Source organism: Sphingomonas sp. BL-S-25 (genome assembly GCF_055521555.1).
Map to the genome: position 1 here is coordinate 4,058,787 of NZ_CM145486.1, position 23,317 is coordinate 4,082,103.

The following is a 23,317-nucleotide window of genomic DNA, read 5'->3' on the forward strand; positions in this document are numbered from 1 at the left end:
ACATGCTCATGCGCCGCCTATCTCCGCTCGTCTTGATTGCGCTCGTCTCGGGCTGCACCTTGGGTCCAGATTACAAGGGACCGCCCGCCAGCCCGGGATCGACTCCGGCGACCGGCTTCGTCCGCGCCGAGCCCGATTTCGTCACCGCCGAACCGCGCGTGGCCGAGTGGTGGACCGCGTTCAACGACGCGACGCTCAACGACATCGAGCGCCGCGCCTTGTCGTCCAGCCCCAGTGTCGCGGTCGCCCAGGCCAGGCTCCGCCAGGCGCGCGCCACGCTGCGCCTCGACCGTGCGAACCGGACGCCGGCGCTGGGCGCGCAGGGCATGTATGTCCATGCCGAACTGCCCAATCTCGATCTTGGCTCTTTGGGCGGCGAGGGGTCGGGCGGCGGCAATTCCGGCGGCGGCGCAAATGCCGGCGCGCCCGATCTCGGCTCGCTCGATTTCTTCAACCTCGGCTTCGACGCCAGCTGGGAAATCGACCTGTTCGGCGGCAGCCGGCGTACGGTCGAGGCATCGCGCGCCTCGGTCGAGGCGGCACAGGCCAATGTCGCCGATGCCCAGGTCCAGCTGACCGCCGACATCGCCCAGGCCTATGTCAATCTGCGCGACCGCCAGGCGCAGCTTGCGCTGTCGCAGCGGACCGCCGCGCTTCAGCAACAGATGCTCGGCCTGGTCCAGCAGCGTCGCAGCCGCGGGGCGTCGTCCGATCTCGATGTCGAGCGGCTGCAGACGCAGTTGCGCGCAACCCAGGCGCAGGCGGTGCCGATCGAGGCCGAGATCGTCGCGCTGAAGAATGCGCTCGCGGTGCTGGCGGGCGACCGGCCGGGTGCGCTCGACGCGATGCTCGACCCGTCGAGCCCGGTCCCACTTCCTCCGGCGCAGATCGCGATCGGCGATCCCGAACAGATGCTGAAGCGCCGGCCCGACATCCGCGCGGCCGAGCGCAATCTCGCGGCAAGCACCGCCCAGATCGGCGTGGCCGAGGCGTCACGCTTTCCCCGGATCAGTCTGATGGGGATGATCGGGCTGGGCGGAACTTCGCCTTCGGACCTGGTCGATCTCGACAATCTGACCGCGCTGGCGATGCCGCGGCTGCAATGGCAGTTCCTCGATTTCGGCCGCGGCAAGGCGCGCGTCGGCCAGGCCGAGGGGCGCCGCGACGAGGCCGAGGCGCAATATCGTCAGGCGGTGCTCGGTGCGCTGCGCGATGCCGAGGATGCATTGGCCCGGTTCGGCAGCCGTCGCCGCGCGATCGCTTCGCTCGAACAGGTTCGTGCCTCGGCGCAGCGCGCGTCGGAGCTGATGCAGCAGCGCCAGCGCGCCGGCACCGCAACGCTGATCGACGCACTGGATGCCGAGCGGCAGCGGGTCGTCGCCGAACAGAATGTCGCGACGGCCGTCGCCGCGCTGACCAATGATTTCGTCGCGCTGCAGAAGGCGCTGGGGCTCGGCTGGTCCGACGCCAGCTGATCGTTAGCGGAGCGCCTCGACCATCGAGACCGTCAGCGCGTCGGGCGGGAATCCTCTGCCCGAGCCTAGCTGTCGAACTCGAGGTGGAGATGCTGGGCGAACGGCGTGCCGTCGGTATCGATCTGGCCCCGTGCACCCGCCGCGCGTCGCAGGTTCGGGCGCGCCAGCAGCGGCTTCAGCATGGCGGGCAACACCGCGCGATTGATGTGCGCGCCGAAGCAGGTGTGCATGCCATAGCCCCACAGCATATAGGTCTCCCAGGGCCGGTCGGTCCGGAACCGCGCAGGACTGGGGACGGCCAGCGGATCGAACATCGCCGACAGGTTCGACGCCATCACGATGCTGTCCTTGCGGATGCGCCGTCGCCTCAGCCAGCCGCTGGCGATCGTCGTGTCGCGCATCGCCCGGCGATAGACGACCGGGTTCAGCGGGCGGAAGCGCAATGCCTCGAAGATGTGCGCCGCAAGTAGATCGTCGTCGCCCGCGCGCGCGGCGGCACAGGCATCGGCAAACGGGTGCGGACGGTTCAGCAGCTCGTCGAGCGCCAGATTGGCGGTCGCCGACAGGGTCGGCAGCTCGCCGATCAGCAGCCCGATCAGGTTGTTGCGGATATCGAGGTCGGTCATCCCCGGCATGTCGGCGCTGCCCATTGCCAGGCACCGGCCGAGAACATCGTCCCGTATTTCCCCCGATGCGCGCCGCGCGGCGATATGCCGGTCCAGCCACGCGCGGAACTCCGCAGCCGCGCTCTGGGCCCGCGCATCCAGCTCGGGATCGGCCTTCAGGTCGATGAACAGATACCAGAAGAGCAGCGTGGTCCATTCGGCGATCGCTGCCTCGGACGGTCCGGGCGTGCCGAAGTACCGGTCGAGCAACCCCGCCGCGACCGGCTGGGTCAGTGCCTGCGGCACATCGATCACGCCGGGCAGCATCGCGACGATGTCGGCCGACCTGGCCTCGACATAGGGCGTTACGATCACCGGCACGTCCTCGCGCCGCATCGTCAGACGCATGTTGGAGACGTCGCGGGTGTATCGCGGCGTATCCTGCATCCCCAGGAAGAAGTTCTCGCCGCCGGTGATCATCTTCATCCGCGGGGCATACACGACGCCTAAATCCTCATCGCGCGACAGAATGTCGGTGACGTCGGACCGGCGCGTCGCGAGTGCGGTGATGCCGTTATTCTCGTACGAGCTGATCGTCCGCCGGTTCAGCACCAGATTGGGCTGCACCAGCCGCAATAGCGCGAACACCCGGCGCTGTCCGGTAGGCCCGGTCAGTGCAACGCCGATGCGGCTGCCGGCAGTGCCGCCCTTGCCGAACAGCGCCGAGATCCCGCTCCCGATCAGCGCCGCGAGCGCACCCAGTCCCTGGACGATCAGCAGCAGCCGGCGCCACAGGACGATCGGCAGGTTGAGCAGCCATTGCATCGGCGCCTCCTCTTCGAACGGGCCTCAAATCAGGTCGGGTCGATGATCCCCATTCCGATCATCCGCAGCGCGGTCATGCTCGGCAGGAAGAAATAATCGCCGCCGCGCGGCTCGACCAATTGCGGCAGCCGGTCGCAGATGAAGGGCAGGCGACCGGCATCGGGATCGACCGGGATCACCAGCTTGGGCTCATCGGTCACTGCGTGATTGCCGATCACCGGGCAGGTATCGCTGCCCGCATTGAAGTCGAGCCCATATTGCATCCATTGCTGCTGGACGAACTCGAACTGGCGGAACAGGCTGGTGCACAGCGCCATGAAGATGATGCCATGGTCGCCGCCGACATCGGGCGCGCTCCGGTCGAACGCGCCATAGGGCAGGCCGCGGCGCAGGATGCGGCGGCGGTTGATGATCGCCGATCCGTCGAGCGAGCGGCCCGTCTTATCGAAGGTGGGGCCCAGCGTATCGCGCGGATTTGCGCGGCGCAGATGCGACGTCAGCGGGCATTTCGAACCTACCGGATCGGCGGCATAGGTGAAGTTGGTGAAGCGCAGCGCGATCTCCGCAAGCTTGGGCTTGTCGCCGGCGGCCCGGGCCTGATCGAGCTCGGCGACGAAGCGGCGCCACGCGGCATAGGTCGGCGCAACCATGAGCGGGACGCCGTCTTCCCAGCGCCCGACCATCTTCGCCTTGATCGTCAGCACGGCCTCGTCATGCGGCACCTGGAACATGCGGGCATAGCGACCGGCCTGATCGTCGACATAGTCGTGGAAGGTGCCGACCGCCTCGTGCAGCTTGCGATAGGCCATGAAGGTGCCGTTGCGGCTGAACGAGATCGGCATGGCCGCGCCGGGGATTTCCTGCGCCTCGTCGGGATAGCCGAGCAGGAACTCGCCGGTGGCCAGTGGCTGCCAGCTGCCGTCGGCCATCAGCTTGCCGCCGCCCGCCACGCGCAGCCGCTCCGCCTCGCCCGAGAACTGGCCCGAGAAGACCGGATCGCCGAACCCGTCGGACAAGCCGAAATGCTCCTTGTTGGTCGGCCAGCAACGATCGCCATCCTGCCGCATGACCGCCGACAGGTCCTGCCATCTGCCCTTGTCGGGGCCGACGCCGTCGAGCAGCACGACTCCGCCGCGCAGGCGGTCGCACAGCGCGACGATGGCGTCGCTCTCGTGTTGCAATTCGTCGCATGCCGTCCCGTCGGGGTTCATCTGAGCATAGAGCGTCAGGACGATATGGACGCGCTTGTTGCCCTTCGAGTCCTGCCACACCGCGTCGCGCTGCTTCAGGAAAGGATCGTCGCCCAGGATGGCGGCGCGGGTTTCCATGCCGTCGATGAACTCGTCGGGCATGCCGCGCAGCGTGCGCGTCGGGACGCCCAGCGCGAGCAGCCCCATGAAGGTGAAGCCGATGTTGAGCGTGACCTTCGGCTTCCACAATTGCACCCGCCCGGGATAGTCGGGCAGACCCTCGGCACGGGCGATGTCCTTGACCCGCGGATTGCGGGTGCGCAGCAGCGGTTCCTCGCGATTGGGATCCTTCCAGCGGGCGGCGGTGGTGATCTTCGGGCGCAGCGCCTCGACAAAGGCGCGGCCCTTCCTCGCGTCGCGCACCGTCAGGTAGAAATTGCGGCCCTTGGGGAAGCCGTCGCCATAGGTGCGCAGGATCCCGCCCTGGATGTCGGCAAGGTCGAGGAGCGTCGCGGCGGGTGCCGCATTGGCCGCGTTGGTCATGCCGCATCCTCCGACAAGGTGCTGCGGATCACGCCCGCGGGCTGGGTCGGTCCGTCGAGATCGGCGGGGCGGTGGAGCTCGAGGAACTGGCGGAAGGCGGCGCCCCACTCGGCGGGATCGCGATTCTGCTGCGCGATGGCGAAGCGGGTGAACGCCTGTTGCAGGTACAGGCCCTTGAGCACGTGGCGCAGATCGGCGCCGGGCGCGGCGGGATAGGGGCGGGCGCCCCATCTGAGGACGCGGTAATAGCCGATCGCCACCCCGATCACGACCAGCGCGAGGCCGGCCCAGGGCGCCCATGTCCAACCGCTCCAGGTCGCGAAGCCGGTCGCCCAGGCCCAGCCCGTCAGGCGCAGCAGCCATGCGATCAGCGTCCCCGCAAGCAGCACCAGGCCGATGACCGGGATCGCGGCGAGGCCCGCGAAGGAAATGGATTTCAGCTTGGGCGGAACATACCAGTAATCGTGGAACGGCATGGTCGTCTCGACCTGGCACCGCATCATGTAGCGCGCGAAGCTGGCCGCGTCGGTCACCGTGTCGAACGCATAGCAATATTGGAAGATCGACCGCAGCTCGCGTTCCATCTGCCGCCAGAGTTCCTCCAGATAGCGCGCCGGCTCGCCTTCGCCGGCGGGCTCGAGCAGGTCGAAATCGATCGTCCACAGAATATAGGGGCAGGGGATCTGATCGACCGGCTGCGGGTCGAGCAGGTTCGTCCCCATCGCGGCGTTGACCAGTGCGTTGCTGTGATCCCGGCCGTTGAAATAGGGCTGGTCGAGCACGATGAAGCGGGTGAAATGCGTCCTCAGATTGCGCGAGAACGGACTGTTGATGCCGATCTCCTGCGTCGCATGCGATTGCAGCGCGGTCGGCAGCGTTTCCAGCACCTGGCGCACGACATGGATGGGTGAACTCTTCATCCCGTCATGCTCGACGATGCCTTCGTTGCACACCGGGATCGCAGCGGTGAAGAAATAGCTGCAGACATCGATATTAGCCATTGGTCGCCTCCCCGGAAGCGGCCGGCGGCGGCGGGGCAGGATCGTCCGGGTCCTTGGCCTTGGGCGGATCGCCGGGCCTGCGCGATCCAAGCACCGCATCGGCCACCGCCTTGACCGCTGCCTGCTGCGCGTCGTCGTCGCCGGCGGCGGAGGCCAGGACTGCCTGCATCGGGATCGGCTCGAGATCGCGTTCGGCCTCGATCGGACCTGTGCCGCGAGCGCCCCACAGCCCCAGTTCCGCGTCGGCGCGGTTGCGATCTGCTGCCGCCGTGTCGCAGCTCGCGATCGGCGCATAGCCCGGTGCGCCGAGCCCGCCCTGATTGGCGATCAGCAGCCGCTCGAACGCCGAGGCAAGTTCGCTGTCGCGCAGCACGCCGGCTTGGTCGGCGATCCGGGCAAGTTCATGCCCCAGTTTCAGCGCGAGCTTGACGTCGCGCTGCCCGCTGCCTGGCGTCGCGTTGTAATAATAGGCGGTATCGACCTGATTGGCCCGGATATAGTTCTTGAACGGCGTGATCGGGATCGAGTTGGGATATTTGGTGCTCGAATACCAGAACAGGTCGAGCCCGCCGGGAATGCCGTCGGCGAAGGCGTCGATATACTGATCCCAGGTGCCGTTGAAGTTGCTGCAGAACAGCATGTAATCATTGGCGAGATCGGCCGGCGGCTGGCCGAGCTGCGGCCATTGGTCGCGGCGGATGATGACCCAGCGCGCGAAGTGAATGAAGCCGAGGCCGAGAAGCCCCGACAGCGTCTTGGGCAAGGCGCGCGACGCCATGAAAAGCAGGTTGTTGATCCACGTCCGACGCGGCCGCATCGGCGTGATGACGTTCATGCCATAGGCTTTTCCGGCCAGATTGCTCATGTCGCGATCCCCCCGTGGATCAACGCGGCAACTATTCGTGGGCGCAATATTATGCGCGGCTCACGAAAGACTGTTCCGCGATTGATCGATAACCTAAATTGCCGTCTGGTCCGGAGACAAGACGTTCACGCAGATTTGGACTCGATTGGCGCGACCGTCGAGCGAACATGCATTTCGCCTGTAACGCCGGGTGCAGACGTGACGGTCAGTCGGACGGCAGGGTTTCGGGGGGATAGGTGCCGTATCCCCGACCGATGCGGTCGCCCTCGAAGATCAGCACTTCGTCGACGACGACGCCGCGCTGGTTGCGATATTCGATCACGACCGCATCGACGCCGACGCAGTAACGGATCACTTCGAAGTGCAGGTCGGGGACAATCGCGAGCGCGGTCGTCCAGTAGCGGCGGATTTCCGCCTTGCCGCGAAAGACGCCGTCGCTGCCCTCGAAGACCCGCTTGCCGAACGGGGACGCAAATACGGCGTCGTCGTGAAAATGGGCGAGCACCGCCTCGACGTCATGCGCATTCCACGCCGCGCACCAGCTCGCGACGAAGCGTTCGAGATCGACATGGCTCATGGCTTGCTCATCGGCTGCAAGACGGAATGGCCGCGTCGGCGGGACGTCCTCGATCCCGCCGACGCCGCGTCGATCACTTGGGCTTGTTGCCCGCCAGGATCGCGTCGAACTTGGACTTGGGCATGTTGATCAGCAGCCCCTTGTGATTGACCGCGAGTGAGGCGAATTCCACCTCGATCCTGCCCCCGGGGCTGGCGAGCACTGCAAAGCCGTTCCCCACCTTCTCCACCGATGCGATCACGACACCCTTGGAATCGCGGACGTCGCTGCCCTGAATGACGTCTTCCGGCCGCGCGGGAACCGGGCGCGACGAATTTGTCTTGCCGGGCGTGCGACGGTTCACGTCGTCGTTCATCCGGTTGAGATCCAGCACCCGTTCGTCGGGTCCGCGGAACTCGGGCGGACCGCCACCGCCCACGCCGCCCGCGGGGCTCGCGGCCGGCGGCGGTGTGCCCTGCGCATAAGCACTTCCGGCATAGCAAAGCGCCGCGAGCGCGACGACCCCGTAAAGTAGACGCATCGTTCCTCTCCCGATTTTGCAGAGGTGATATCGCTAACAATTGGAGTCCGCAATTGCCGGACACTGGTGTCTTCAAATAAAAATCCAGGGCCGCCCAAGATAGACGGGCTGCACTCAGGTGAACGTTCACTTGGCGATCATGACTATCGTCTTTGGCGCGGCCGGACGGAGGCGCAATATGTTCAGCGGATCTCGATGGTGAAGGCCGCGGGGGCGGCGGCAATGTCTGCCTCTGCCAGCATGGCGCGCTTGGGCGACCCGTCGGGTGCGACACGCCCGGCCGATGCCAGGCCGCGCCGGGTATGGACCTCCACCGTCACGCCGCCATGGTCCTGAGGCAGGATGAAGTCCGACGAAACGGTGAGATGGTTCTGGCAATTCGCGCAGCCCTCGACATGCCAGCGGCTCAGGACCGGATCGAGGCCGATCAACTGGCGTTCGCCATTCACCTCGGCATAGGCCGCGACCAGGAACGACCCGCGGATTCGCGTGCGGTCGATCCCGGCGACGTGCACGGTGCGGTCCTGCGTCGCGCGTTCGGGCACCGCGGCCGCCAGCAACTGCTGCGTGGCATAGGTGTCGAGCGATCCGGGTCCGTAGCGATAGCCGAGTTGGGTCTCGATATTGATGCAGTCGGCGGTGGTGAAGGGGGTGCCGTCCGGCTTTTTGAACGGGTCCAGCGGTGTCGTCATGTCCATGCCGGCATCGGGATCGGCACCGTTGGGCGGCTGGTTATTGCCAGCGCTATAGACCGCGCCGGGGTCGCCGGCGTCGATCGTGAAACTGTCGGTCGCGCCGTGGCGCTGCTGCCAGATCCAGAAAGCGTAATCGATGAAGCAGTGGTGGAAGTAGAAGATCGGATCGAGCGCCGCCGTGTCGTTTTCTCCCATGTCGCCATTGGCGCCGCGGATCAGCGAGGCATTGCCCTGTCCGGGCACATCGAACCCGCCGACGGCCAGGTGCATGTAGTTGTGCGGATTCTCCAGCGCGCACACCAGCTTGTCGGGATTGAGATTGTTCCAGTTCGTCATCGACGTGGTATTGGAAAACAGCGTGTAGGTCGGCGCGTCCATACATTGCTGAAAGCGATAGGCGATCTGCCCGCGCGTCTTTCCGTCGAGCCTGAACTTGGTGTTGAGCCAGGTCACGATATTGGCGTTGAGCAGGGCGACATTGGTGGCATGGTCGGGGAATTGCGCATTGTGCGCGGCCGTCGCCGCGCGGTCCGCCGGGGTTCCGACCAGCCCCGACAGCGGGAAGCGGACCGTCTCGTATCCCGCCGCCTTGCTGTACAGCGCATTGTCGCCCTCGACCTGATCGACGATGTCGACGGGCAGGATGAACGATCGCAGCGGATTGGGAATTCGTTCGCCGTCCAGCGTGAAGAATTCATCGGTCAACGCCCGGGGAATGCCGTTCGTCCGGGCGTCCTCGCTGCACTCGTCCCAAAAGGGCAGGGTGACGTCCGCGCATCCGGGGATGGTCCGCAACGCTTCCTCGATGCGGTAGAGATAGGCCCGATGCCAGCTGGGGAACAGGACGGTGCCATGCTGGCAATAGCCACCCCACCAGCTTGGATTGGTTGCGCCCGGCCCGCCGAACGGCTCGCCGTGATAGCCGCCGATCGTGAAGAAGGAATTGGGGTCCTCGGGCGGCAGCGCCTTGATCGCCCGCCAGGCGCGCATCAGCGTATCGAGTTCCGTGGTCTTGCCGGCGTCATAGTCGGCCTGGATGTCGGTCAGCGAGCGGCGGATGCGCGGCGTAGCGGTCGTGGCCATGATGGTTCCCCTCCGAATGGCGACTGTATTCGCTTCGGAAAACGAGTCGTCCAGCGCAATCGAGTCGCATAATCGAGTAAAAATCCTGCCGGTTCGGCGACAATTCATGCCAGTATGGCAATGAGCAGGTCCGATAGCACTCTGGATAACGACTGGAGATTGTCTTGTGAAACTCCATGGTTGTCGTCAGCTTACTTGAGAGAGGGGGCAGGTCGATGATCGCGGGCAAATGGACCTATCGCAGCTACCGCAACGACACCGCACTGGTCGGCGATGACGCCCAGGCCGCGCTCGGTCTGATCTTCGGCGAAGGGATATTCGACCTTCGACAGACGAGCGAGGGCCGGATCACGGGGGCGCTCGGCATGGGCACCGGCTATGCGCTGACGCTGGACGGCGAGGAGGATCGGGACGGTGCCGGCTTCGCGCTGATCGGGCTTGGGATCGCCGGGACGGCGACGCAAGGGTGGCGCTATCACTATCGCGGGGTCGCCGCATTCGACTGGCCCGAGGGCATCGACCAGAAACGCTGCCTCGTCGGCACCGTCATTCGGGTGAACGCCCATGGCCCGCACTCGCCGGCGGGTGTAACGGCGTCGTTCGTTGCGGTCGGCCATTCGGACGCGCCGCCGGCGCGAACACTCCGATCGAACATCCTGTCGGCATGATGCCCGCGATCCGATCCCTCGGCCACGCGGGGGCGGCGGGGCTGGCATGGTTCGCCGCGTCGGTGCTGGTCGCGACGCCCGCAGCCGCGGCGCTGCCGAGACTGGCATGGGTGTCGCTATGCTCCGGGGGCGAACGGCACTGGCTCGCAATTCCGCTGGGACCGCCGGACCCCGCCCGGCCGGATCGTCAGCCGGACAGCGGCTGCGCGCACCTCAGCTGCCCGCGCAAGTCGAAACTGGTCCCTGGCGCCGATCCCGATCCCGCCTGACCCTACGCCTCAGACCCCCAGCTCGTCGGCAAGGGCATTTGCGCCATAGACCTTGCGCAAGGCCTCGCTGACGGACGCGGCAGAGACCGATACCGCCCGGTTGGTGGCGGCGTCATAGCCATAATCGCCGCCCAGGCTGTGGATGTTGCCGTCGAACACCGCCCCGATCACCTCGCCTTTCGCGTTGATCAACGGCGATCCCGAATTGCCGCCGATGATGTCGTTGGTCGTGCTGATGTTGAAGACGGTCCCGGGGTTCAGCCGATCCTTCGCCGCGATCCAGCGCGGATCGAGCTTGAACGGATCCTGGCCTGTTGCACGATCGTACAATCCGGCAAAATAGGTGAAGGGCGGGACCGGCTTGCCGTGCTCGTCCCATCCGGCGATGCGGCCATAGGACAGGCGCAGGGTGAAGGTCGCGTCGGGATACAGGCTGTCGCCGAACACCTTGAACCGGGCTTGCGCGATCTGCTCGCTCGCGGCGACCGTCGGACCCGCCACTGCGTCGTTCCAGGCCGCCTGGAGCCGGCGCGCTTCGGGATCGATGCGGCGGGCGAAGACGATCATCGGGTCGTCCGACGCCGCAATGGCTGCCGCGCCGCCCTCCCACAACTGCCTGCGATAGGCCGGATCGCCGAGCCGTGACCTGGAAAGCGCGGCCCCCAACGTCTCCGGACTGTCCTTGCCGAGCAGCAACTTCGTCCCGCTGCCGTCGGCGCCGAGATATTCGCGCGCCTTGGACAGCCAGAAAGTGAGCACCAGCTGCTCCAGCTCGGGCGACACCGGCGTCGGGTCGAGCAATTCCTTTTCGAGCAGGGCGAGTTGCGAGTCCGTGAACCCCGAGGCGCGCTTGCCGGACGGCTTGGCGCGCTCGGCGCCGGCCCGCACCAGCGCGCGGGCATATTCGAACAGCGACGACCCCATCGGCCCGCCCGCGATATAGCTATAGTCGAGGTTCAGCGTATCCGCCTTCGCCTGCGCATCGGCGATCTGCTGCCAGGGATCGTCGCTGAGCCCGGCCCGGCTGCGAAGCGCCGCCTCCGACCCGCGCTTGCCGGCCATGAAGCCGGCATCGTTCAGCGCCAGCAGCCGCCCATAATAGACCTTGTAGCTGTTCTCGATCCCGAACAGCAGGTCCTGCGCCAGCCGGCGATGCTCGTCGGACTCGCTGCCGAACTGGATCAGGCGACCGCGAAGCTCGGCGAGGCGGACCAGCGCGAGGGGCACGGTTCGGTCGCGTTGCCGCTCGAGCTGGGCGACGGTCAGCTGCCTGTCGGTGCCGCCCGGATTGCCCGCGACGAAGACCGGCTCTCCAGCGGTGGGCGGCGCGGGGTTCCAGCGCAGATGCTGCGGCGTCGCGGCCGGCTTGCCGCCGTCGTAGAGCCGCAGGAACGCAGCATCGAGCGCGTAGCGCGGGAAGTTGAAATTGTCGGGGTCGCCGCCGAAAAAGGCGGTCGGCACGCCGGGCGAGAAAACCAGCCGCACATCGTCATATTTGCGGTAGCGGTACAGCTTGTACTGGCCGCCATGATAGAGGTCGACCACCTGACAGCGAAGGGTTGCGGGCGACTGGGCACATCCTTTCTGCTCGATCGCGCCGATCGCGGCGGTGCGCGCCTCGATCAGAGCGGCCCCGGTGCGGCCGCTTCCGGCACTGCGGACCTGGGCGGTGACGTCGGTGATCCCTTCCAGGATTTCGCCCTGCATACCCGGGCATTTGCGCTCCTCCTCGATGCGCGCGGTCACCAGCCCGTGCGTGTACAGGTCATCTCCCTTGGACGAGAGGTCCTGCGCGCATTCGGCGACGCAGTGATTGTTGGTCAGCACCAGGCCGCGCGCGCCCACGACCGAAGCCGAGCAGCCGCCCGAGAGCCTGACCGCGGCGCCGCGGACCTTGTCGAGCCATGCCTGATCGATCGTGACGCCATATTCCGCCTTCACCTTGGCCGCCGGGAAGTTGTCGAACGTCCACATGCCTTCATCGGCAAGGGCGGGGGTCGTGAGGCAGGAAGCCGCAAGCAGGGCGATCAGGGGAGACACTCGCATGACGGTGTAGTTCCGATTGATAGTTCGACTGCTCCAATCGCTAACAGATTGCGAGATGATGTATCATTAAATCTTGGTGATGTTCCGGTCATGTTTTTGCCAGTCGTCGAGGTAGCGCAGCGAGGGCGTCGTTCGTCGCTGGTGCGCGCTCCAAGTCCCCGAGTTGCGGAACTGCACTGTCCGATCCTCGTTTCTGCGCCATGGTCGAAGCTTCGCCGGACGAGATGAAGAGGCGGGCTGCTGCCGCCGCGGTCGAAGAAGTGCGCCCCGGGATGATGATCGGAGTGGGGACAGGATCGACCGCAGCCTTCGTCATCGAACTGCTGGGCCGCCGCGTCGCCGAAGGGCTTGCCGTGACCGCGGTAGCAACGTCTCGCCAGACCGAAGCCGCCGCTCGGACGGCAGGCATTCCGATCGTGCCGCTCGCCGGACTGAGCGAAGTCGATCTGTGCATCGACGGGGTCGACGAGATCGACCCGGCGCTTCGCGCGATCAAGGGCGGGGGCGGGGCGATGCTGATCGAGAAGATCGTCGCGTCGATGGCACGCCGGAACATCGCTGTTGCCGATGCCGGCAAGCGGGTGCAGCGCCTCGGCCGCCGCCCGGTTCCGCTGGAGGTGCTGCCCGCGGCACAGGCGTTCGTGGCTGCGCGAATCGCCGATCTCGGTGCCACCGCGGTCCCTCGCCGCGGGGCGGAGGCCGGGTTCATCACCGATTCCGGGAATGCGATCCTCGATTGCCAATTCGACGCGATCGCCGATCCCGCGGCGCTCGCCGCTGCGCTGTCGGCGATCCCAGGCGTGTTCGGTCACGGCCTGTTCGTGACCGAGATCGACGCCCTGTACCTGGCCGACCTGTCCGGCGAAATTGCATTCGAAACCCGATCCGATCCCCGCGACCGCGAGGCATAGCCGCGCACCGCGACCCAGGAGTTCCCGACCCATGACCGATAGCGCAGACACATTTCACGAGGATGGATCGCCCGAGCGGCTGGCGATCGACACGATCCGCACACTGTCGATGGACGCGGTGCAAAAGGCCAATAGCGGCCATCCGGGCACGCCGATGGCACTGGCGCCGGTCGCACACACGCTGTGGACCCGCTTCCTGCGCTACGATCCTGCCACGCCTGACTGGCCCAACCGCGACCGGTTCGTGCTGTCGGTCGGTCACGCCTCGATGCTGCTCTACGCCGTGCTGCACCTGGCCGGGGTGCGCGAGATCGATGCCGATGGTCGCCCCACGGGCGAGCCGGCAGTCAGCCTCGACGATATCCGCCAGTTCCGGCAGCTGTCCTCGAAGACGCCGGGCCATCCCGAATATCGCATGACCACCGGGGTCGAGACGACCACCGGGCCGCTGGGCCAGGGCTGCGGCAATTCGGTCGGCATGGCGATCGCCGAACGCGCTCTGGCCGCACGGTACAATCGCGACGGCTTCGACCTGTTCGACCATGACGTCTATGTCCTGTGCGGCGACGGCGACATGATGGAGGGCGTCTCCGGCGAGGCGGCCTCGGTCGCCGGTCATCTCAAGCTGTCGAACCTGTGCTGGATATACGACAGCAACCGCATCTCGATCGAGGGCAGCACCGACCTGGCCTTTGACGAGGATGTCGCCAAGCGTTTCGAGGCCTATGGCTGGCAGGTCCTCCATGTCGACGATGCCAACGACACCGCGGCGCTGGCGGAGGCGATCAAGACGTTCAAGGCGACCGACGACCGTCCGACCTTCATCGTCGTACGATCGGTCATCGGCTGGGGCTCGCCGCGTGCGGGCTCGGAAAAGGCGCATGGAGAGGCGCTGGGCGAGGACAATGTCCGCGCGACCAAACGCGCCTATGGCTGGCCCGAGGATGCGCAGTTCCTGGTGCCGGAAGGCGTGGCCCAGGCGTTCGGCGGCGCGGTCTCGGATCGCGGGCGCCCGGCTCGCGAGGCCTGGGAAACGCTGTTCGAACGCTACCGCCAGACCTTCCCGCAGGAAGCCGCCGAGATCGACGACCTGCGCCGGGGCAAGGTCAAGCCGGGCTGGCAGGACGCCATCCCCAGCTTCGATGCGGACGCCAAGGGACTGGCCTCGCGCGACAGCGGCGGCAAGGTGCTGAACGCAGTCGCGCCGCACATTCCCGCCTTGCTCGGCGGGGCGGCGGACCTGTCGCCCTCGACCAAGACCGACATCAAGGGGGCGTCGTCGTTCGAGCCAGGCGACTATGCCGGCAAGAACCTGCACTTCGGCGTGCGCGAGCATGCGATGGGCTCGATCGCCAACGGCATGGCACTCAGCTATCTGCGGCCCTACACGGGCACCTTCCTGGTCTTCGCCGACTATATGCGCGCGCCGATCCGGCTGGCGGCGATCATGGAATTGCCGGTGGTCTTCGTCTTCACCCATGACTCGATCGGCGTGGGCGAGGATGGGCCGACGCATCAGCCGATCGAGCATCTCGCGACGCTGCGCGCCATTCCGGGGCTCGACACGATCCGCCCTGGCGATGCGAACGAGGTCGCGGTCGCGTGGAGGGTCGCGCTGGAACATACGCATGAGCCAACCGCGCTGATCTTCTCGCGCCAGGCGATCCCGACGCTAGACCGCAGCCGCTACGCCTCGGCCGACGGGCTGGAGCAGGGCGGCTATATCCTTGGCGATGCCGAGGGTGGCGATCCCGAGATCATCCTGATCGGAACCGGGTCCGAGCTGCCGATGGTGGTCGAGGCGCATGAGCGGCTGACCGGCGAGGGCGTGCGCTCGCGCGTTGTGTCGCTGCCGAGCTGGTATCTGTTCGAGAAGCAGGACCGGGCCTATCGCGAAACCGTGCTGCCGCCATCGGTCACCGCCAGGCTGGCCGTCGAGCAGGCCGGATCGATGGGGTGGGACCGCTATGTCACCAGCGACGGCGCGACCATCACCATGTCGACCTTCGGCGCATCGGCACCGCTCGCCAAGCTGCAGGAGAAATATGGTTTCTCCGTCGACCATATCGTCGAACAGGCCCGCACGCTGCTAGACCGGGCAAAATGACCTCGGGAGGGCGGCGGCGGTCGCCCTGCCAAATCTGTGATCGAGTGAAAGGAAGAACACATGCGTCTTGCCATGATCGGCCTCGGCCGGATGGGCGCCGGGATTGCGCGACGGTTGATGGAGCATGGCCACGAGATCGTCGGCTTCGACCATAATGCCAAGGCGGTGGAGAAGCTGGCCGGTGATGGCGCGACGGCCGCGACCTCGCTGGAGGATGTCGCCGCCAAGCTGGAGACGCCGCGCATCTTCTGGGTGATGCTGCCCGCCGGCGAGCCGACCGAGACCACCATCGAACAGCTGATGGGCATCGCGGAGCAGGGTGACATCATCATCGATGGCGGCAACAGCTTCTACAAGGACGATATCCGGCGTGCGAAGGTCGCGGGCGAACGCGGCCTCCATTATGTCGATGTCGGCACTTCGGGCGGCGTCTGGGGGCTCAGCCGGGGCTTCTGCATGATGATCGGCGGCGACAAGGCGACGGTCGATCGTCTCGATCCGGTCTTCGAGGCGCTGGCCCCCGGCGTCGGAACCATCCCCCAGACGCCGAACCGGATGAACCGCGAAGGCTGCGATCCGCGTGCCGAGAAAGGCTATATCCATACCGGCGAGGCTGGGTCGGGCCATTTCGTGAAGATGGTCCACAACGGCATCGAATATGGCCTGATGCAGGCCTATGCCGAGGGCTTCGACGTGCTGAAGGGCAAGTCGTCGGACCGGCTGCCCGAGGACGAGCGCTTCGATCTCAACCTGACCGACATTGCCGAAGTGTGGCGGCGCGGTTCGGTCATCTCCTCTTGGCTGCTCGACCTTTCGGCGGATGCGCTGGCCAAGGATCAGGCGCTCGATAGCTATAGCGGCAAGGTCGCGGATTCGGGCGAGGGCCGCTGGACGATCGATGCGGCGATGGAAGAGGCGGTTCCCGCCTATGTCCTCTCGGCCGCGCTGTTCGCCCGCTATCGCAGCCGGGTCGAAGGCACGTTCGGCGACAAATTGCTCTCGGCGATGCGCTTCGGGTTCGGCGGGCATGTCGAGATGCCGCAGTGATCGACAGGCGAGGGACGCGGGGGTTTCCCGCCCGATGACCCCGCGGCTGTTCATCTCCGACATCGACGGGACGCTGGTGCGGCCGGACAAGAGCCTGAGCCCGGCCGTGATCGACGCCGTGCGGCGGCTGATCGCCGCCGGCGTGCCGGTGTCGCTGATCAGCGCCCGACCGCCCAGCGGCATCCTGTGGATCGCCGAGCAACTGGCACTGACGGCGCCGATCGGCGCGTTCAACGGCGGAACCATCCTGCGCCCGGACGGGACGATCCTGTCGGCCGAGCATCTGGCGCCAGAGGTGGTGACCCGCACGCTCGACCTGATCGACCGGCCGGGCGTCATCCGCTGGCTGTTCGCGCGCGGGCAATGGTTCACCGACCGGCTCGATGACGACTATACCCCGCGCGAGCGCGTGTCCTCCAACCAGGAACCGGTGCTGTGCACCGATCTCTCGGACCTTGCCGAGGACAGCGACAAGATCGTCGCGGTGTCGTCGGACCATGCGATGCTGGCCGGGCTGGAGGCGGACGTGGCCGAAGCGCTCGGCGCCGACGCCAATGTCGCCCGGTCGCAGCCTTATTATCTCGACATCACTGCCCCGGCCGCGAACAAGGGTGACGGCGTCGCCGCGCTGGCCGAGGCGATGGCGGTCCCGCTCGACCGCGTCGCGGTGATCGGCGACCAGCGCAACGACCTGCCGATGTTCGCCCGCGCCGGCCTGTCGATCGCGATGGGCCAGGCGCCCGAGGAAGTGCGCGCGGCGGCGATGCAGGTGACCGGGAGCAACGAGGAGGACGGTGTCGCCCGGGCGATCGACCGCATCCTGCTGCCGCTGCTCGCCGGATGAGCGGGGTGCCGGTGGTAGCGGCGGATCGCTGCGATCTCGCCGAAATCAGGTGCGCGGTGATATGAAGCAGCTGATCGCTTTCGATCTCGACGGGACGCTGGCCGAGAGCAAGCAGCCGCTGCAGCCCGACATGGCCGCACTGCTCGGGCGCATGCTCGACATCGCGATGGTCGCGGTGATCTCGGGCGGCGACTGGCCGCAGTTCGAGACGCAGCTGGTCGAGCGCTTGCCCGCCGGCGCGCGGCTCGATCGGCTGTTCGTCATGCCGACGACCGGGGCGAAGCTTTATCGCTTCGTCGATCGCCGCTGGACGCAAATCTATGCCGAAACCTTCTCGACCGATCAGCGCGACCGGATCCTCGCGGCGCTGAACCAGACGGTAGCCGACGCCGGACTGATCCCGCAGCGCATCTGGGGCGAGCAGATCGAGGATCGCGGCAGCCAGATCACCTTCTCCGCGCTGGGACAGCAGGCCCCGCTCGCCGAGAAACAGGCCTGGGACCCCGACCTCGCCAAGCGCAAGGCGCTGCAGCAGCGGCTGGTGACGGCATTGCCCGATGTCTCGATCCGGATCGGCGGCGCCACCTCGATCGACATCACCGGCAAGGGCGTCGACAAGGCCTATGCGATCGAGCGGCTGGTCGAGCAGAGCGGCGTGGCGCGCGACGCGATCCTGTTCCTGGGCGACGCCATCTATCCGGGCGGAAACGACGACCCGGTCCGGGCAGCAGGCATCGATACCGTGGCCGTGCGAGATCCGGTCGAAACCGCAAACGTGCTGCGCGCGCTGACGTCATGGCTGCAGGACGCTGCGCACTAGCAGCGACCTCCCGATCGCCACGATGTCGTCGGGATTCGACCCGTTCGCGTTTCTCGCTATGGTTCGATGATGACCGCGACCCGTCCGAGCAGCTTTGCCGCGCTTCCGCCGCACCTCGTCATCGACGGTGCGTTCGGGCGGGGTCTGGCCGATCGGCTGCTTGCCTTCGCGCAGGAGCATGAGGACCAGTTCGCCGGTTCGACCTTCGGCAATCGTGAGCGCAGGACCGATATCGCCGTCCGCAGCTCGCGGACGATGCGCGACCTCGGCGACCTGGCAGGGGAGGTGGACGCGTGCTTCCGCACCATGCTGCCGCGCGCGATCGAGACGCTTGGCCTTGCGCCCTTCGCGCTTGCCGGCCTGTCGATGGAGATGGCGGCGCATGGTGATGGCGACTTTTATCGCCGGCATATCGATACCTTCACCGGCGGCGATCGGGCGGGGCGGGATCGCGCGCTGACCGGCGTCTATTATTTCCACGCGACGCCCAAGGGCTTTTCGGGCGGCGACCTGCGCCTGCATTCGATCCGCCCGGCAGAACAGGGCGGCACCTTCGCCGATATCGAGCCGGTGCACGATCGGCTGCTGCTCTTCCCCGCCTGGGCACCGCACGAGGTGCGGCCGGTATCCCTGCCGGACGGAGAGTTTGCGCAGTCACGCTTCGCGATCAACTGCTGGTATAATCGTGAAGCCGCCGCAGCGCCGAGGGACAGCTGAAGTCGAGCCTCAGGCCTGCGCGTCGCCTGTCGTCTCCAGCGCGCCTTCGCGCTCCATCTTGTCGAGAAAGGCGCCGACCTCGGCGCGGATCGTCGCGTCGCTGGCGTCATAGGCTTCGGCAAGGCTCGCCACGATCTGGTCCACCGTCTTCGGCGTCTCGAGCAGCTGCCAGATCTGTGCGCCCATCGCGTTCAGATTATAATATTGGCCGGCATCGACGCTCATCATCACGATCTCGTCATCGACCGAGGCGCTCAACAGCCCGTCGCTGCGCCGAAAAGTCCGTTCCGCCATCTGACCGTCACTATCCTTGATTGCCGTTCCGCCTTCGAGACCTGATCCCGACGCAGCACGCGCTGTAATAACCACTCGTTTTCGCCATGAAACTCTGTTTTCGCACATGCATTGTTCTTTCCAGATGTGCTAGAGCGCTACGACATGGAGCGATGCGGCGCCGCTCGGCGCCACAGCGAGCATTGGGCTATGTCCGTACGATCGGCTGAAAAAGGGACAGTAAGATGACCGACATCACGCGTACCACGTCCGAGGAAACCGGTGCGGCGAAGCTGCCGTGGCAGACCCCCGAGGTCGAGATCCTGCCGGCCGCGCAGACGCAGAATAACGGCCTGATCGCTCCGGGCGACGGCACCTTCTCGCCTTCGCCCACCGGGAGCTGATCTTCTCCGCGAATGTCGTTCTTCGCTGGTCTGGCCGGCGCGCGCTCGGCCGATCCGCGGGACGCCGAGCGGCTTGGCAGCATTGCCGCAACCTATGGCGGCGGGGGCAGGGCCTCCCTGTGGCGCGGCGATGACGCCGCGCTGGTCCATGTCCCGCGCGCCTTCACCCCTGAGGATCGACTGGATCGGTTGCCAGCCGCCTTTGCCGGCGGCACGGCGCGCTTCGTCTTCGATGGGCGGCTGGACAATCGCGAGTCGCTGATCGAGGCGCTCGGGCTGGAAGCGGCGCAGGCCGCCCGTCTCGGCGATGGCGGTATGGCGATGGCCGCGCTCGAACGCTGGGGCGTCGATGCCTGTGCGCGCTTTGTCGGGGCCTTTGCCCTAGCCTGGTGGGACGAAGTCGAGCGCCGCCTGGTGCTGGCGGTCGATTCCACCGGCGGACGCGCGATCTTCGCACATGACGATGGCAAAAGACTGTGCTTCGCAACCCGGCCGATCGCCGTGCTTGCCTTTCCAGGGATGGAGCGCCGCATCGACGAGACGGCGATGGCGCATCTGCTGCTGGCGCGGGCGATGCCGGCCGGCCTGACGCCGTTTCAGGGCGTCTTCCGCCTGCCGCCGGCGAGCCATCTGATCTGGCGCGATGGGAAATACACGATCCGTCGCTATTGGCAGCCCGATCCTGGCCGTCGCATCCGCCACCGCGATCCGCGAGACTATGTCGCGGCGGCGCATGAGGTCCTTGACGAGGTGGTCGGCGCCAGCCTGCGGGCGTCGGATCCGGTCGCCTGTCAGCTCTCGGGCGGGCTCGATTCGTCGGCCATCGCCGCAACTGCGGCTCGGCTGCTCGATCCCGGCACGCTTCACACGCTCACCGCCTTCCCAGATCCCGCCACGCCGCTTCCCCGCGAGCGTCCTCGCGGCTTCTTCAACGAGGTGCCGCTGGCGAAGGCCACGGCCGCGCTCTACCCGAATATCGACGCGCATGCCGTCGCATCGGGCGACCTGACGTCGGGCGAGGAAGATGCGACCCGGCTGTTCTGGGAATTCGGCATCCCGCTGCGCAACTTCACCAATTTCGGCGCGTGGCAGCCGCTCTATGCCCGCACCAAGGATTTGGGCGCGTCCGTCGTGCTGACCGGCGGGGCAGGGAACCTCACCCTGTCCTGGACCAGCGAGGCGCTACTTGCCGACCTCGCGATGTCGGGGCGCTTCGTCGAACTGGCGCGACAGCTGCGAGGGTTGCGGCGCAGCGGCAATCGCCTCTGGCCGCTGATCCAGCAGAAGCTGATTGCCTATGCGGTTTCCCCGCGCATCCGGCAAAGTGTGCGGGGTCTGCGCGGCACGCACGGGGCGTGGCGGCTCCGATCGTCGGCGACCGATACGCTGGCTGCGTCGGTCGATGCGGATGCGATCACCGAACGGGTGCTGTTTTCGGGCAGCGGCGGTGATCGCGACCGGCGCTTTCGCCTGGCCTATCTCGAAAAACACTGGTCGCAGAGCCAATGGCTGGCCGGCCATCCCTATGTGAGCGGATGCGACCTGCGCGATCCTCTGGGCGATCGCCGGCTCGTCGAATTCTGCCTCGCGCTGCCCACCGAGATCTGGCAGCGGGGCGGTCAGCCGCGATCCTTTGCGCGCGAAGTCCTCGCCGACCGCCTGCCACCGCAGGTCGTGAACAACCATAAGCGCGGCTATCAGAATGGCGACTGGTTCCACCGCCTCACGAAGCTGCGCCCCACGTTCATGGCGGAACTCGATCGGCTGGAGGCGTCGCCGGCGGCGCGCGCCATGGTCGACCTGCCACGCCTGCGCGCGGTCGCGGAGGACTGGCCCGAGGACGCAGATGCGGCGATGGCGCGGGCGTCGGACATGCTCGACCTGTTCGGGCGGGGCATTCATTATGGGCGCTTCATCCGCTGGGTCGAAGGCTCGAACGGATAGACGAGGGGCTCAGAGATAGCCCAGGCGCGCCATGACCTCGCCATGATCGCGCTCGATCCGCGCGGCTTGTGCGGAACTGAGCGTGTCGCGCCAGCCTCCGGCGATGCCGCGGCGGAAGAACAGGCGCCCGCCGCGCAGACCTTCGGGAAAGGCGCCGGCGCGTTCCTGATCGCGCAGGCGGTCGAATTGCGTCGACGAGACGGTCGCCTCGATTTCGGCATCGTCGCATTGCCAGCCAAGCGCTTCCGCCACGCGCTTCAGACTGGCTGCGAAGTCCGCCACCATGTCCTCGTAACGGATCACGAGCGGATCGAGACCAGACTGGTCGATCCAGCTGGTCACGTGCCGGCTCCAGCTCGAATAGCGCTGGGGCAGATGGAAATGCGAGGCGTCGGTGCGGGCGGCGACGCGATAGTCGGGATCGCCCATGACCGCGATCGCCCGGTCGACGTCCATCTCGAAATGATGCGCGAAGGATGCGGCGACATCGCGCGGATCGCGGACCAGATAGATTGCGCGTGCCGTGGCCTCCACCGGAAACATCGCTTCGCCATCCGCGGTGCGTTCCCAGCAATCATGGATCTTCCAGATCGTCGTCTTGCGCGCCTGGGTGTCGATCAGCCCGTAGATCTTGGGCCGGAGCAGCTGCGCCTCCTCCGGCGAGAGATCGGAGGAGTCGATGTCGAGCGCCATGTCGAGCCGGTGGCGCATCGCCAGGAAGACGCCGATCGAATTGATCATGCCGCCAAGGTCGATCGCCTTGCCCCCGCCACGCAGCGTGATCAGCGCGATCCGCATCCAGGTGTTGCCCGACTTGGGATAGGACGCCAGCCAGACATTGTCCTTGGTCGGCGCCGGGGTCATCGCGCCTCTGCCAGGAGCTGCCCCAGATCCGGTCCCATGCGCGACACGGCCTCGATCCCGTCGGGCAGGACCAGCGCCTGGAGCGGCAATGCCCGGGCGAGCAGCGTGCAATCCTGAAAGATGCGGTCCGAATGGCCGAGCAGCGCGCCGGCGGTACGGCGATAGATATTCTCGTACAGCATCCGGACCGCGGGCAGTCCGTCCAGCGGGGCGAGGCGCGGCGCGCCTTCACGCATGCGCGGATGCATCTGGTAGATGCCGTCCAGACGTTGTGGCGTGGCGGTGAAGGACGCGGTTACAGGTCGGTCGAATTTCTCGAGATCGACCGTGCTGCGCAAATAGCGTCCCGGCGTGATGCCGAACGCATCGAGCGTGTCTCGCCACAGTTTCTGCCGCGGGAAGCTGGGCAACATCACCGGCCCACCCTCGGCATGGACGTCGATCACCGTGACGTCGTCCGACAGCAATTGCCCGCCCTGGGCGAGGAACAGCGCCGCCATGGTCGACTTGCCTGACCCGGATTGCCCGGCGAACGCGACGACCCTGCCGTCGATCGACACGCAGCTTGCGTGAAGCGGCAGCAGCCCGCGCTGGTGGCACAGGAAGCCGAGGACCGATCCCAGCAGGAACAGCGCCACGTCGGGCGTTCCAGCGGGATGCGGCGTGTCGATGATGACCTCGTTGCCGTCGCGAACCAGATAGTCGGCGACGTTGCGAACGGTGTAGCGCAGCCAGTTCCGGTCGTTCACCTGGACCAGCGGGTTCTTCCGCACTTGGCCGGGAAGCTCCGCCGGCACCGTGCCGAGCCGAATGGTGATATCCGCCGGCCGATCGTCACCCGCCCAGGGGAGGAGTTCCGGAAGCGGCCACTCGCTGCGCACGCGCCAGCCGCAAAGATGATGGTCGCCCGCCATTCCCGTCACAGATCCGTCACTCACCTTTCGCTCGCGGGCACCCCGGAGATGTGGCTGTACAGGCTGGATCCGGCGCTTTGCAAATGCGCCTGGCCCGATGTCCGAGCGCC

The 23,317-nt window shown here is 66.7% G+C and carries 22 protein-coding genes; 11 read left to right on the forward strand and 11 right to left on the reverse strand.

Annotated features, from left to right (window positions below; all coding sequences use genetic code 11):
- The first annotated feature begins 8 nt into the window (after positions 1–8).
- Entirely contained in the window at positions 9–1,475 is a 1,467-nt protein-coding gene (locus ACZ1H8_RS19590; protein WP_465178897.1) for an efflux transporter outer membrane subunit, read from the forward strand.
- 65 nt (positions 1,476–1,540) lie between these two features.
- On the opposite strand, the gene ACZ1H8_RS19595 is transcribed toward ACZ1H8_RS19590, so the two are convergent.
- The 7 genes from ACZ1H8_RS19595 to ACZ1H8_RS19625 all read right to left on the reverse strand — a co-directional run bounded on the left by ACZ1H8_RS19595 (position 1,541) and on the right by ACZ1H8_RS19625 (position 9,379).
- Positions 1,541–2,905, reverse strand: a complete 1,365-nt coding sequence (locus ACZ1H8_RS19595; protein ID WP_465178898.1) for a cytochrome P450 — start codon at positions 2,903–2,905, stop codon at positions 1,541–1,543.
- 29 nt (positions 2,906–2,934) lie between these two features.
- Positions 2,935–4,638 (reverse strand): Dyp-type peroxidase, encoded by a 1,704-nt coding sequence (locus tag ACZ1H8_RS19600; protein WP_465178899.1) that lies wholly within the window; start codon positions 4,636–4,638, stop codon positions 2,935–2,937.
- Positions 4,635–5,639 (reverse strand): hypothetical protein, encoded by a 1,005-nt coding sequence (locus ACZ1H8_RS19605; protein WP_465178900.1) that lies wholly within the window; start codon positions 5,637–5,639, stop codon positions 4,635–4,637. Before ACZ1H8_RS19605 ends, ACZ1H8_RS19600 begins: the two co-directional genes overlap by 4 nt.
- Entirely contained in the window at positions 5,632–6,504 is an 873-nt protein-coding gene (locus ACZ1H8_RS19610; protein ID WP_465178901.1) for a hypothetical protein, read from the reverse strand. Before ACZ1H8_RS19610 ends, ACZ1H8_RS19605 begins: the two co-directional genes overlap by 8 nt.
- 205 nt (positions 6,505–6,709) lie before the next feature.
- Complete coding sequence (locus ACZ1H8_RS19615; RefSeq protein WP_465178902.1) at positions 6,710–7,081, reverse strand: nuclear transport factor 2 family protein; 372 nt, start codon at positions 7,079–7,081, stop codon at positions 6,710–6,712.
- 73 nt (positions 7,082–7,154) lie between these two features.
- Positions 7,155–7,601, reverse strand: a complete 447-nt coding sequence (locus ACZ1H8_RS19620; protein ID WP_465178903.1) for a hypothetical protein — start codon at positions 7,599–7,601, stop codon at positions 7,155–7,157.
- 182 nt (positions 7,602–7,783) lie between these two features.
- Positions 7,784–9,379, reverse strand: a complete 1,596-nt coding sequence (locus tag ACZ1H8_RS19625) for a tyrosinase family protein (RefSeq protein ID WP_465178904.1) — start codon at positions 9,377–9,379, stop codon at positions 7,784–7,786.
- Between the two features lie 215 nt (positions 9,380–9,594).
- On the opposite strand from ACZ1H8_RS19625, the gene ACZ1H8_RS19630 reads away from it, so the two are divergent.
- Positions 9,595–10,047 carry a hypothetical protein gene (locus ACZ1H8_RS19630; protein ID WP_465178905.1) on the forward strand — a complete coding sequence of 151 codons (453 nt, stop codon included), beginning with the start codon at positions 9,595–9,597 and terminating at the stop codon, positions 10,045–10,047.
- Positions 10,044–10,316, forward strand: coding sequence for a hypothetical protein (locus tag ACZ1H8_RS19635; protein WP_465178906.1), 273 nt, complete (start codon positions 10,044–10,046; stop codon positions 10,314–10,316). The genes ACZ1H8_RS19630 and ACZ1H8_RS19635 overlap by 4 nt, the downstream gene beginning before the upstream one ends.
- A gap of 9 nt (positions 10,317–10,325) precedes the next feature.
- On the opposite strand, the gene ACZ1H8_RS19640 is transcribed toward ACZ1H8_RS19635, so the two are convergent.
- Positions 10,326–12,362 carry a S46 family peptidase gene (locus tag ACZ1H8_RS19640; protein WP_465178907.1) on the reverse strand — a complete coding sequence of 679 codons (2,037 nt, stop codon included), beginning with the start codon at positions 12,360–12,362 and terminating at the stop codon, positions 10,326–10,328.
- A gap of 200 nt (positions 12,363–12,562) precedes the next feature.
- On the opposite strand from ACZ1H8_RS19640, the gene rpiA reads away from it, so the two are divergent.
- The 6 genes from rpiA (at position 12,563) to ACZ1H8_RS19670 (ending at position 18,808) form a co-directional block, all read left to right on the forward strand.
- Positions 12,563–13,273 (forward strand): ribose-5-phosphate isomerase RpiA, encoded by a 711-nt coding sequence (rpiA, locus tag ACZ1H8_RS19645; protein WP_465178908.1) that lies wholly within the window; start codon positions 12,563–12,565, stop codon positions 13,271–13,273.
- Between the two features lie 31 nt (positions 13,274–13,304).
- Positions 13,305–15,380: a transketolase gene (gene tkt / locus ACZ1H8_RS19650; RefSeq protein WP_465178909.1), complete on the forward strand. Its 2,076-nt coding sequence runs from the start codon at positions 13,305–13,307 to the stop codon at positions 15,378–15,380.
- A gap of 60 nt (positions 15,381–15,440) precedes the next feature.
- Positions 15,441–16,427: a phosphogluconate dehydrogenase (NAD(+)-dependent, decarboxylating) gene (gnd, locus tag ACZ1H8_RS19655; RefSeq protein WP_465178910.1), complete on the forward strand. Its 987-nt coding sequence runs from the start codon at positions 15,441–15,443 to the stop codon at positions 16,425–16,427.
- 34 nt (positions 16,428–16,461) lie between these two features.
- On the forward strand, positions 16,462–17,271 hold the full coding sequence (locus tag ACZ1H8_RS19660; protein WP_465178912.1) for a Cof-type HAD-IIB family hydrolase: 810 nt from the start codon (positions 16,462–16,464) through the stop codon (positions 17,269–17,271).
- A gap of 61 nt (positions 17,272–17,332) precedes the next feature.
- The gene (locus tag ACZ1H8_RS19665) at positions 17,333–18,091 is read left to right on the forward strand and encodes an HAD-IIB family hydrolase (RefSeq protein WP_465178913.1); all 759 of its coding nucleotides are present in this window, start codon (positions 17,333–17,335) and stop codon (positions 18,089–18,091) included.
- Positions 18,092–18,157: 66 nt separating this feature from the next.
- On the forward strand, positions 18,158–18,808 hold the full coding sequence (locus ACZ1H8_RS19670; protein WP_465178915.1) for a 2OG-Fe(II) oxygenase: 651 nt from the start codon (positions 18,158–18,160) through the stop codon (positions 18,806–18,808).
- Positions 18,809–18,817: 9 nt separating this feature from the next.
- Here the strand turns inward: ACZ1H8_RS19670 and ACZ1H8_RS19675 are convergent, their stop codons facing one another.
- Complete coding sequence (locus tag ACZ1H8_RS19675) at positions 18,818–19,102, reverse strand: PqqD family peptide modification chaperone (protein WP_465178916.1); 285 nt, start codon at positions 19,100–19,102, stop codon at positions 18,818–18,820.
- 224 nt (positions 19,103–19,326) lie between these two features.
- Here ACZ1H8_RS19675 and ACZ1H8_RS19680 point away from each other — a divergent pair, with 224 nt between their 5' ends.
- Positions 19,327–19,485 carry a hypothetical protein gene (locus tag ACZ1H8_RS19680; RefSeq protein ID WP_465178917.1) on the forward strand — a complete coding sequence of 53 codons (159 nt, stop codon included), beginning with the start codon at positions 19,327–19,329 and terminating at the stop codon, positions 19,483–19,485.
- Positions 19,486–19,497: 12 nt separating this feature from the next.
- A complete protein-coding gene (locus ACZ1H8_RS19685; RefSeq protein ID WP_465178919.1) occupies positions 19,498–21,429 on the forward strand; it encodes an asparagine synthetase B family protein in 1,932 nt (643 codons plus the stop codon).
- Between the two features lie 9 nt (positions 21,430–21,438).
- Here ACZ1H8_RS19685 and ACZ1H8_RS19690 read toward each other — a convergent pair whose 3' ends face one another.
- Together ACZ1H8_RS19690 and ACZ1H8_RS19695 are read right to left on the reverse strand one after the other, a co-directional pair.
- The gene (locus ACZ1H8_RS19690; protein ID WP_465178920.1) at positions 21,439–22,293 is read right to left on the reverse strand and encodes a sulfotransferase domain-containing protein; all 855 of its coding nucleotides are present in this window, start codon (positions 22,291–22,293) and stop codon (positions 21,439–21,441) included.
- The gene (locus tag ACZ1H8_RS19695) at positions 22,290–23,231 is read right to left on the reverse strand and encodes a hypothetical protein (protein WP_465178921.1); all 942 of its coding nucleotides are present in this window, start codon (positions 23,229–23,231) and stop codon (positions 22,290–22,292) included. The genes ACZ1H8_RS19690 and ACZ1H8_RS19695 overlap by 4 nt, the downstream gene beginning before the upstream one ends.
- Between the last annotated feature and the right edge of the window lie 86 nt (positions 23,232–23,317).

What these genes read in the sequence shown, in the direction of transcription:
- ACZ1H8_RS19590 (WP_465178897.1), top strand. Translation starts at nt 9, where the DNA reads ATGCGCCGCCTATCTCCGCTCGTCTTGATTGCGCTCGTCTCGGGCTGC.
- ACZ1H8_RS19595 (WP_465178898.1), bottom strand. Translation starts at nt 2,905, where the DNA reads ATGCAATGGCTGCTCAACCTGCCGATCGTCCTGTGGCGCCGGCTGCTG.
- ACZ1H8_RS19600 (WP_465178899.1), bottom strand. Translation starts at nt 4,638, where the DNA reads ATGACCAACGCGGCCAATGCGGCACCCGCCGCGACGCTCCTCGACCTT.
- ACZ1H8_RS19605 (WP_465178900.1), bottom strand. Translation starts at nt 5,639, where the DNA reads ATGGCTAATATCGATGTCTGCAGCTATTTCTTCACCGCTGCGATCCCG.
- ACZ1H8_RS19610 (WP_465178901.1), bottom strand. Translation starts at nt 6,504, where the DNA reads ATGAGCAATCTGGCCGGAAAAGCCTATGGCATGAACGTCATCACGCCG.
- ACZ1H8_RS19615 (WP_465178902.1), bottom strand. Translation starts at nt 7,081, where the DNA reads ATGAGCCATGTCGATCTCGAACGCTTCGTCGCGAGCTGGTGCGCGGCG.
- ACZ1H8_RS19620 (WP_465178903.1), bottom strand. Translation starts at nt 7,601, where the DNA reads ATGCGTCTACTTTACGGGGTCGTCGCGCTCGCGGCGCTTTGCTATGCC.
- ACZ1H8_RS19625 (WP_465178904.1), bottom strand. Translation starts at nt 9,379, where the DNA reads ATGGCCACGACCGCTACGCCGCGCATCCGCCGCTCGCTGACCGACATC.
- ACZ1H8_RS19630 (WP_465178905.1), top strand. Translation starts at nt 9,595, where the DNA reads ATGATCGCGGGCAAATGGACCTATCGCAGCTACCGCAACGACACCGCA.
- ACZ1H8_RS19635 (WP_465178906.1), top strand. Translation starts at nt 10,044, where the DNA reads ATGATGCCCGCGATCCGATCCCTCGGCCACGCGGGGGCGGCGGGGCTG.
- ACZ1H8_RS19640 (WP_465178907.1), bottom strand. Translation starts at nt 12,362, where the DNA reads ATGCGAGTGTCTCCCCTGATCGCCCTGCTTGCGGCTTCCTGCCTCACG.
- rpiA (WP_465178908.1), top strand. Translation starts at nt 12,563, where the DNA reads ATGGTCGAAGCTTCGCCGGACGAGATGAAGAGGCGGGCTGCTGCCGCC.
- tkt (WP_465178909.1), top strand. Translation starts at nt 13,305, where the DNA reads ATGACCGATAGCGCAGACACATTTCACGAGGATGGATCGCCCGAGCGG.
- gnd (WP_465178910.1), top strand. Translation starts at nt 15,441, where the DNA reads ATGCGTCTTGCCATGATCGGCCTCGGCCGGATGGGCGCCGGGATTGCG.
- ACZ1H8_RS19660 (WP_465178912.1), top strand. Translation starts at nt 16,462, where the DNA reads ATGACCCCGCGGCTGTTCATCTCCGACATCGACGGGACGCTGGTGCGG.
- ACZ1H8_RS19665 (WP_465178913.1), top strand. Translation starts at nt 17,333, where the DNA reads ATGAAGCAGCTGATCGCTTTCGATCTCGACGGGACGCTGGCCGAGAGC.
- ACZ1H8_RS19670 (WP_465178915.1), top strand. Translation starts at nt 18,158, where the DNA reads ATGATGACCGCGACCCGTCCGAGCAGCTTTGCCGCGCTTCCGCCGCAC.
- ACZ1H8_RS19675 (WP_465178916.1), bottom strand. Translation starts at nt 19,102, where the DNA reads ATGGCGGAACGGACTTTTCGGCGCAGCGACGGGCTGTTGAGCGCCTCG.
- ACZ1H8_RS19680 (WP_465178917.1), top strand. Translation starts at nt 19,327, where the DNA reads ATGACCGACATCACGCGTACCACGTCCGAGGAAACCGGTGCGGCGAAG.
- ACZ1H8_RS19685 (WP_465178919.1), top strand. Translation starts at nt 19,498, where the DNA reads ATGTCGTTCTTCGCTGGTCTGGCCGGCGCGCGCTCGGCCGATCCGCGG.
- ACZ1H8_RS19690 (WP_465178920.1), bottom strand. Translation starts at nt 22,293, where the DNA reads ATGACCCCGGCGCCGACCAAGGACAATGTCTGGCTGGCGTCCTATCCC.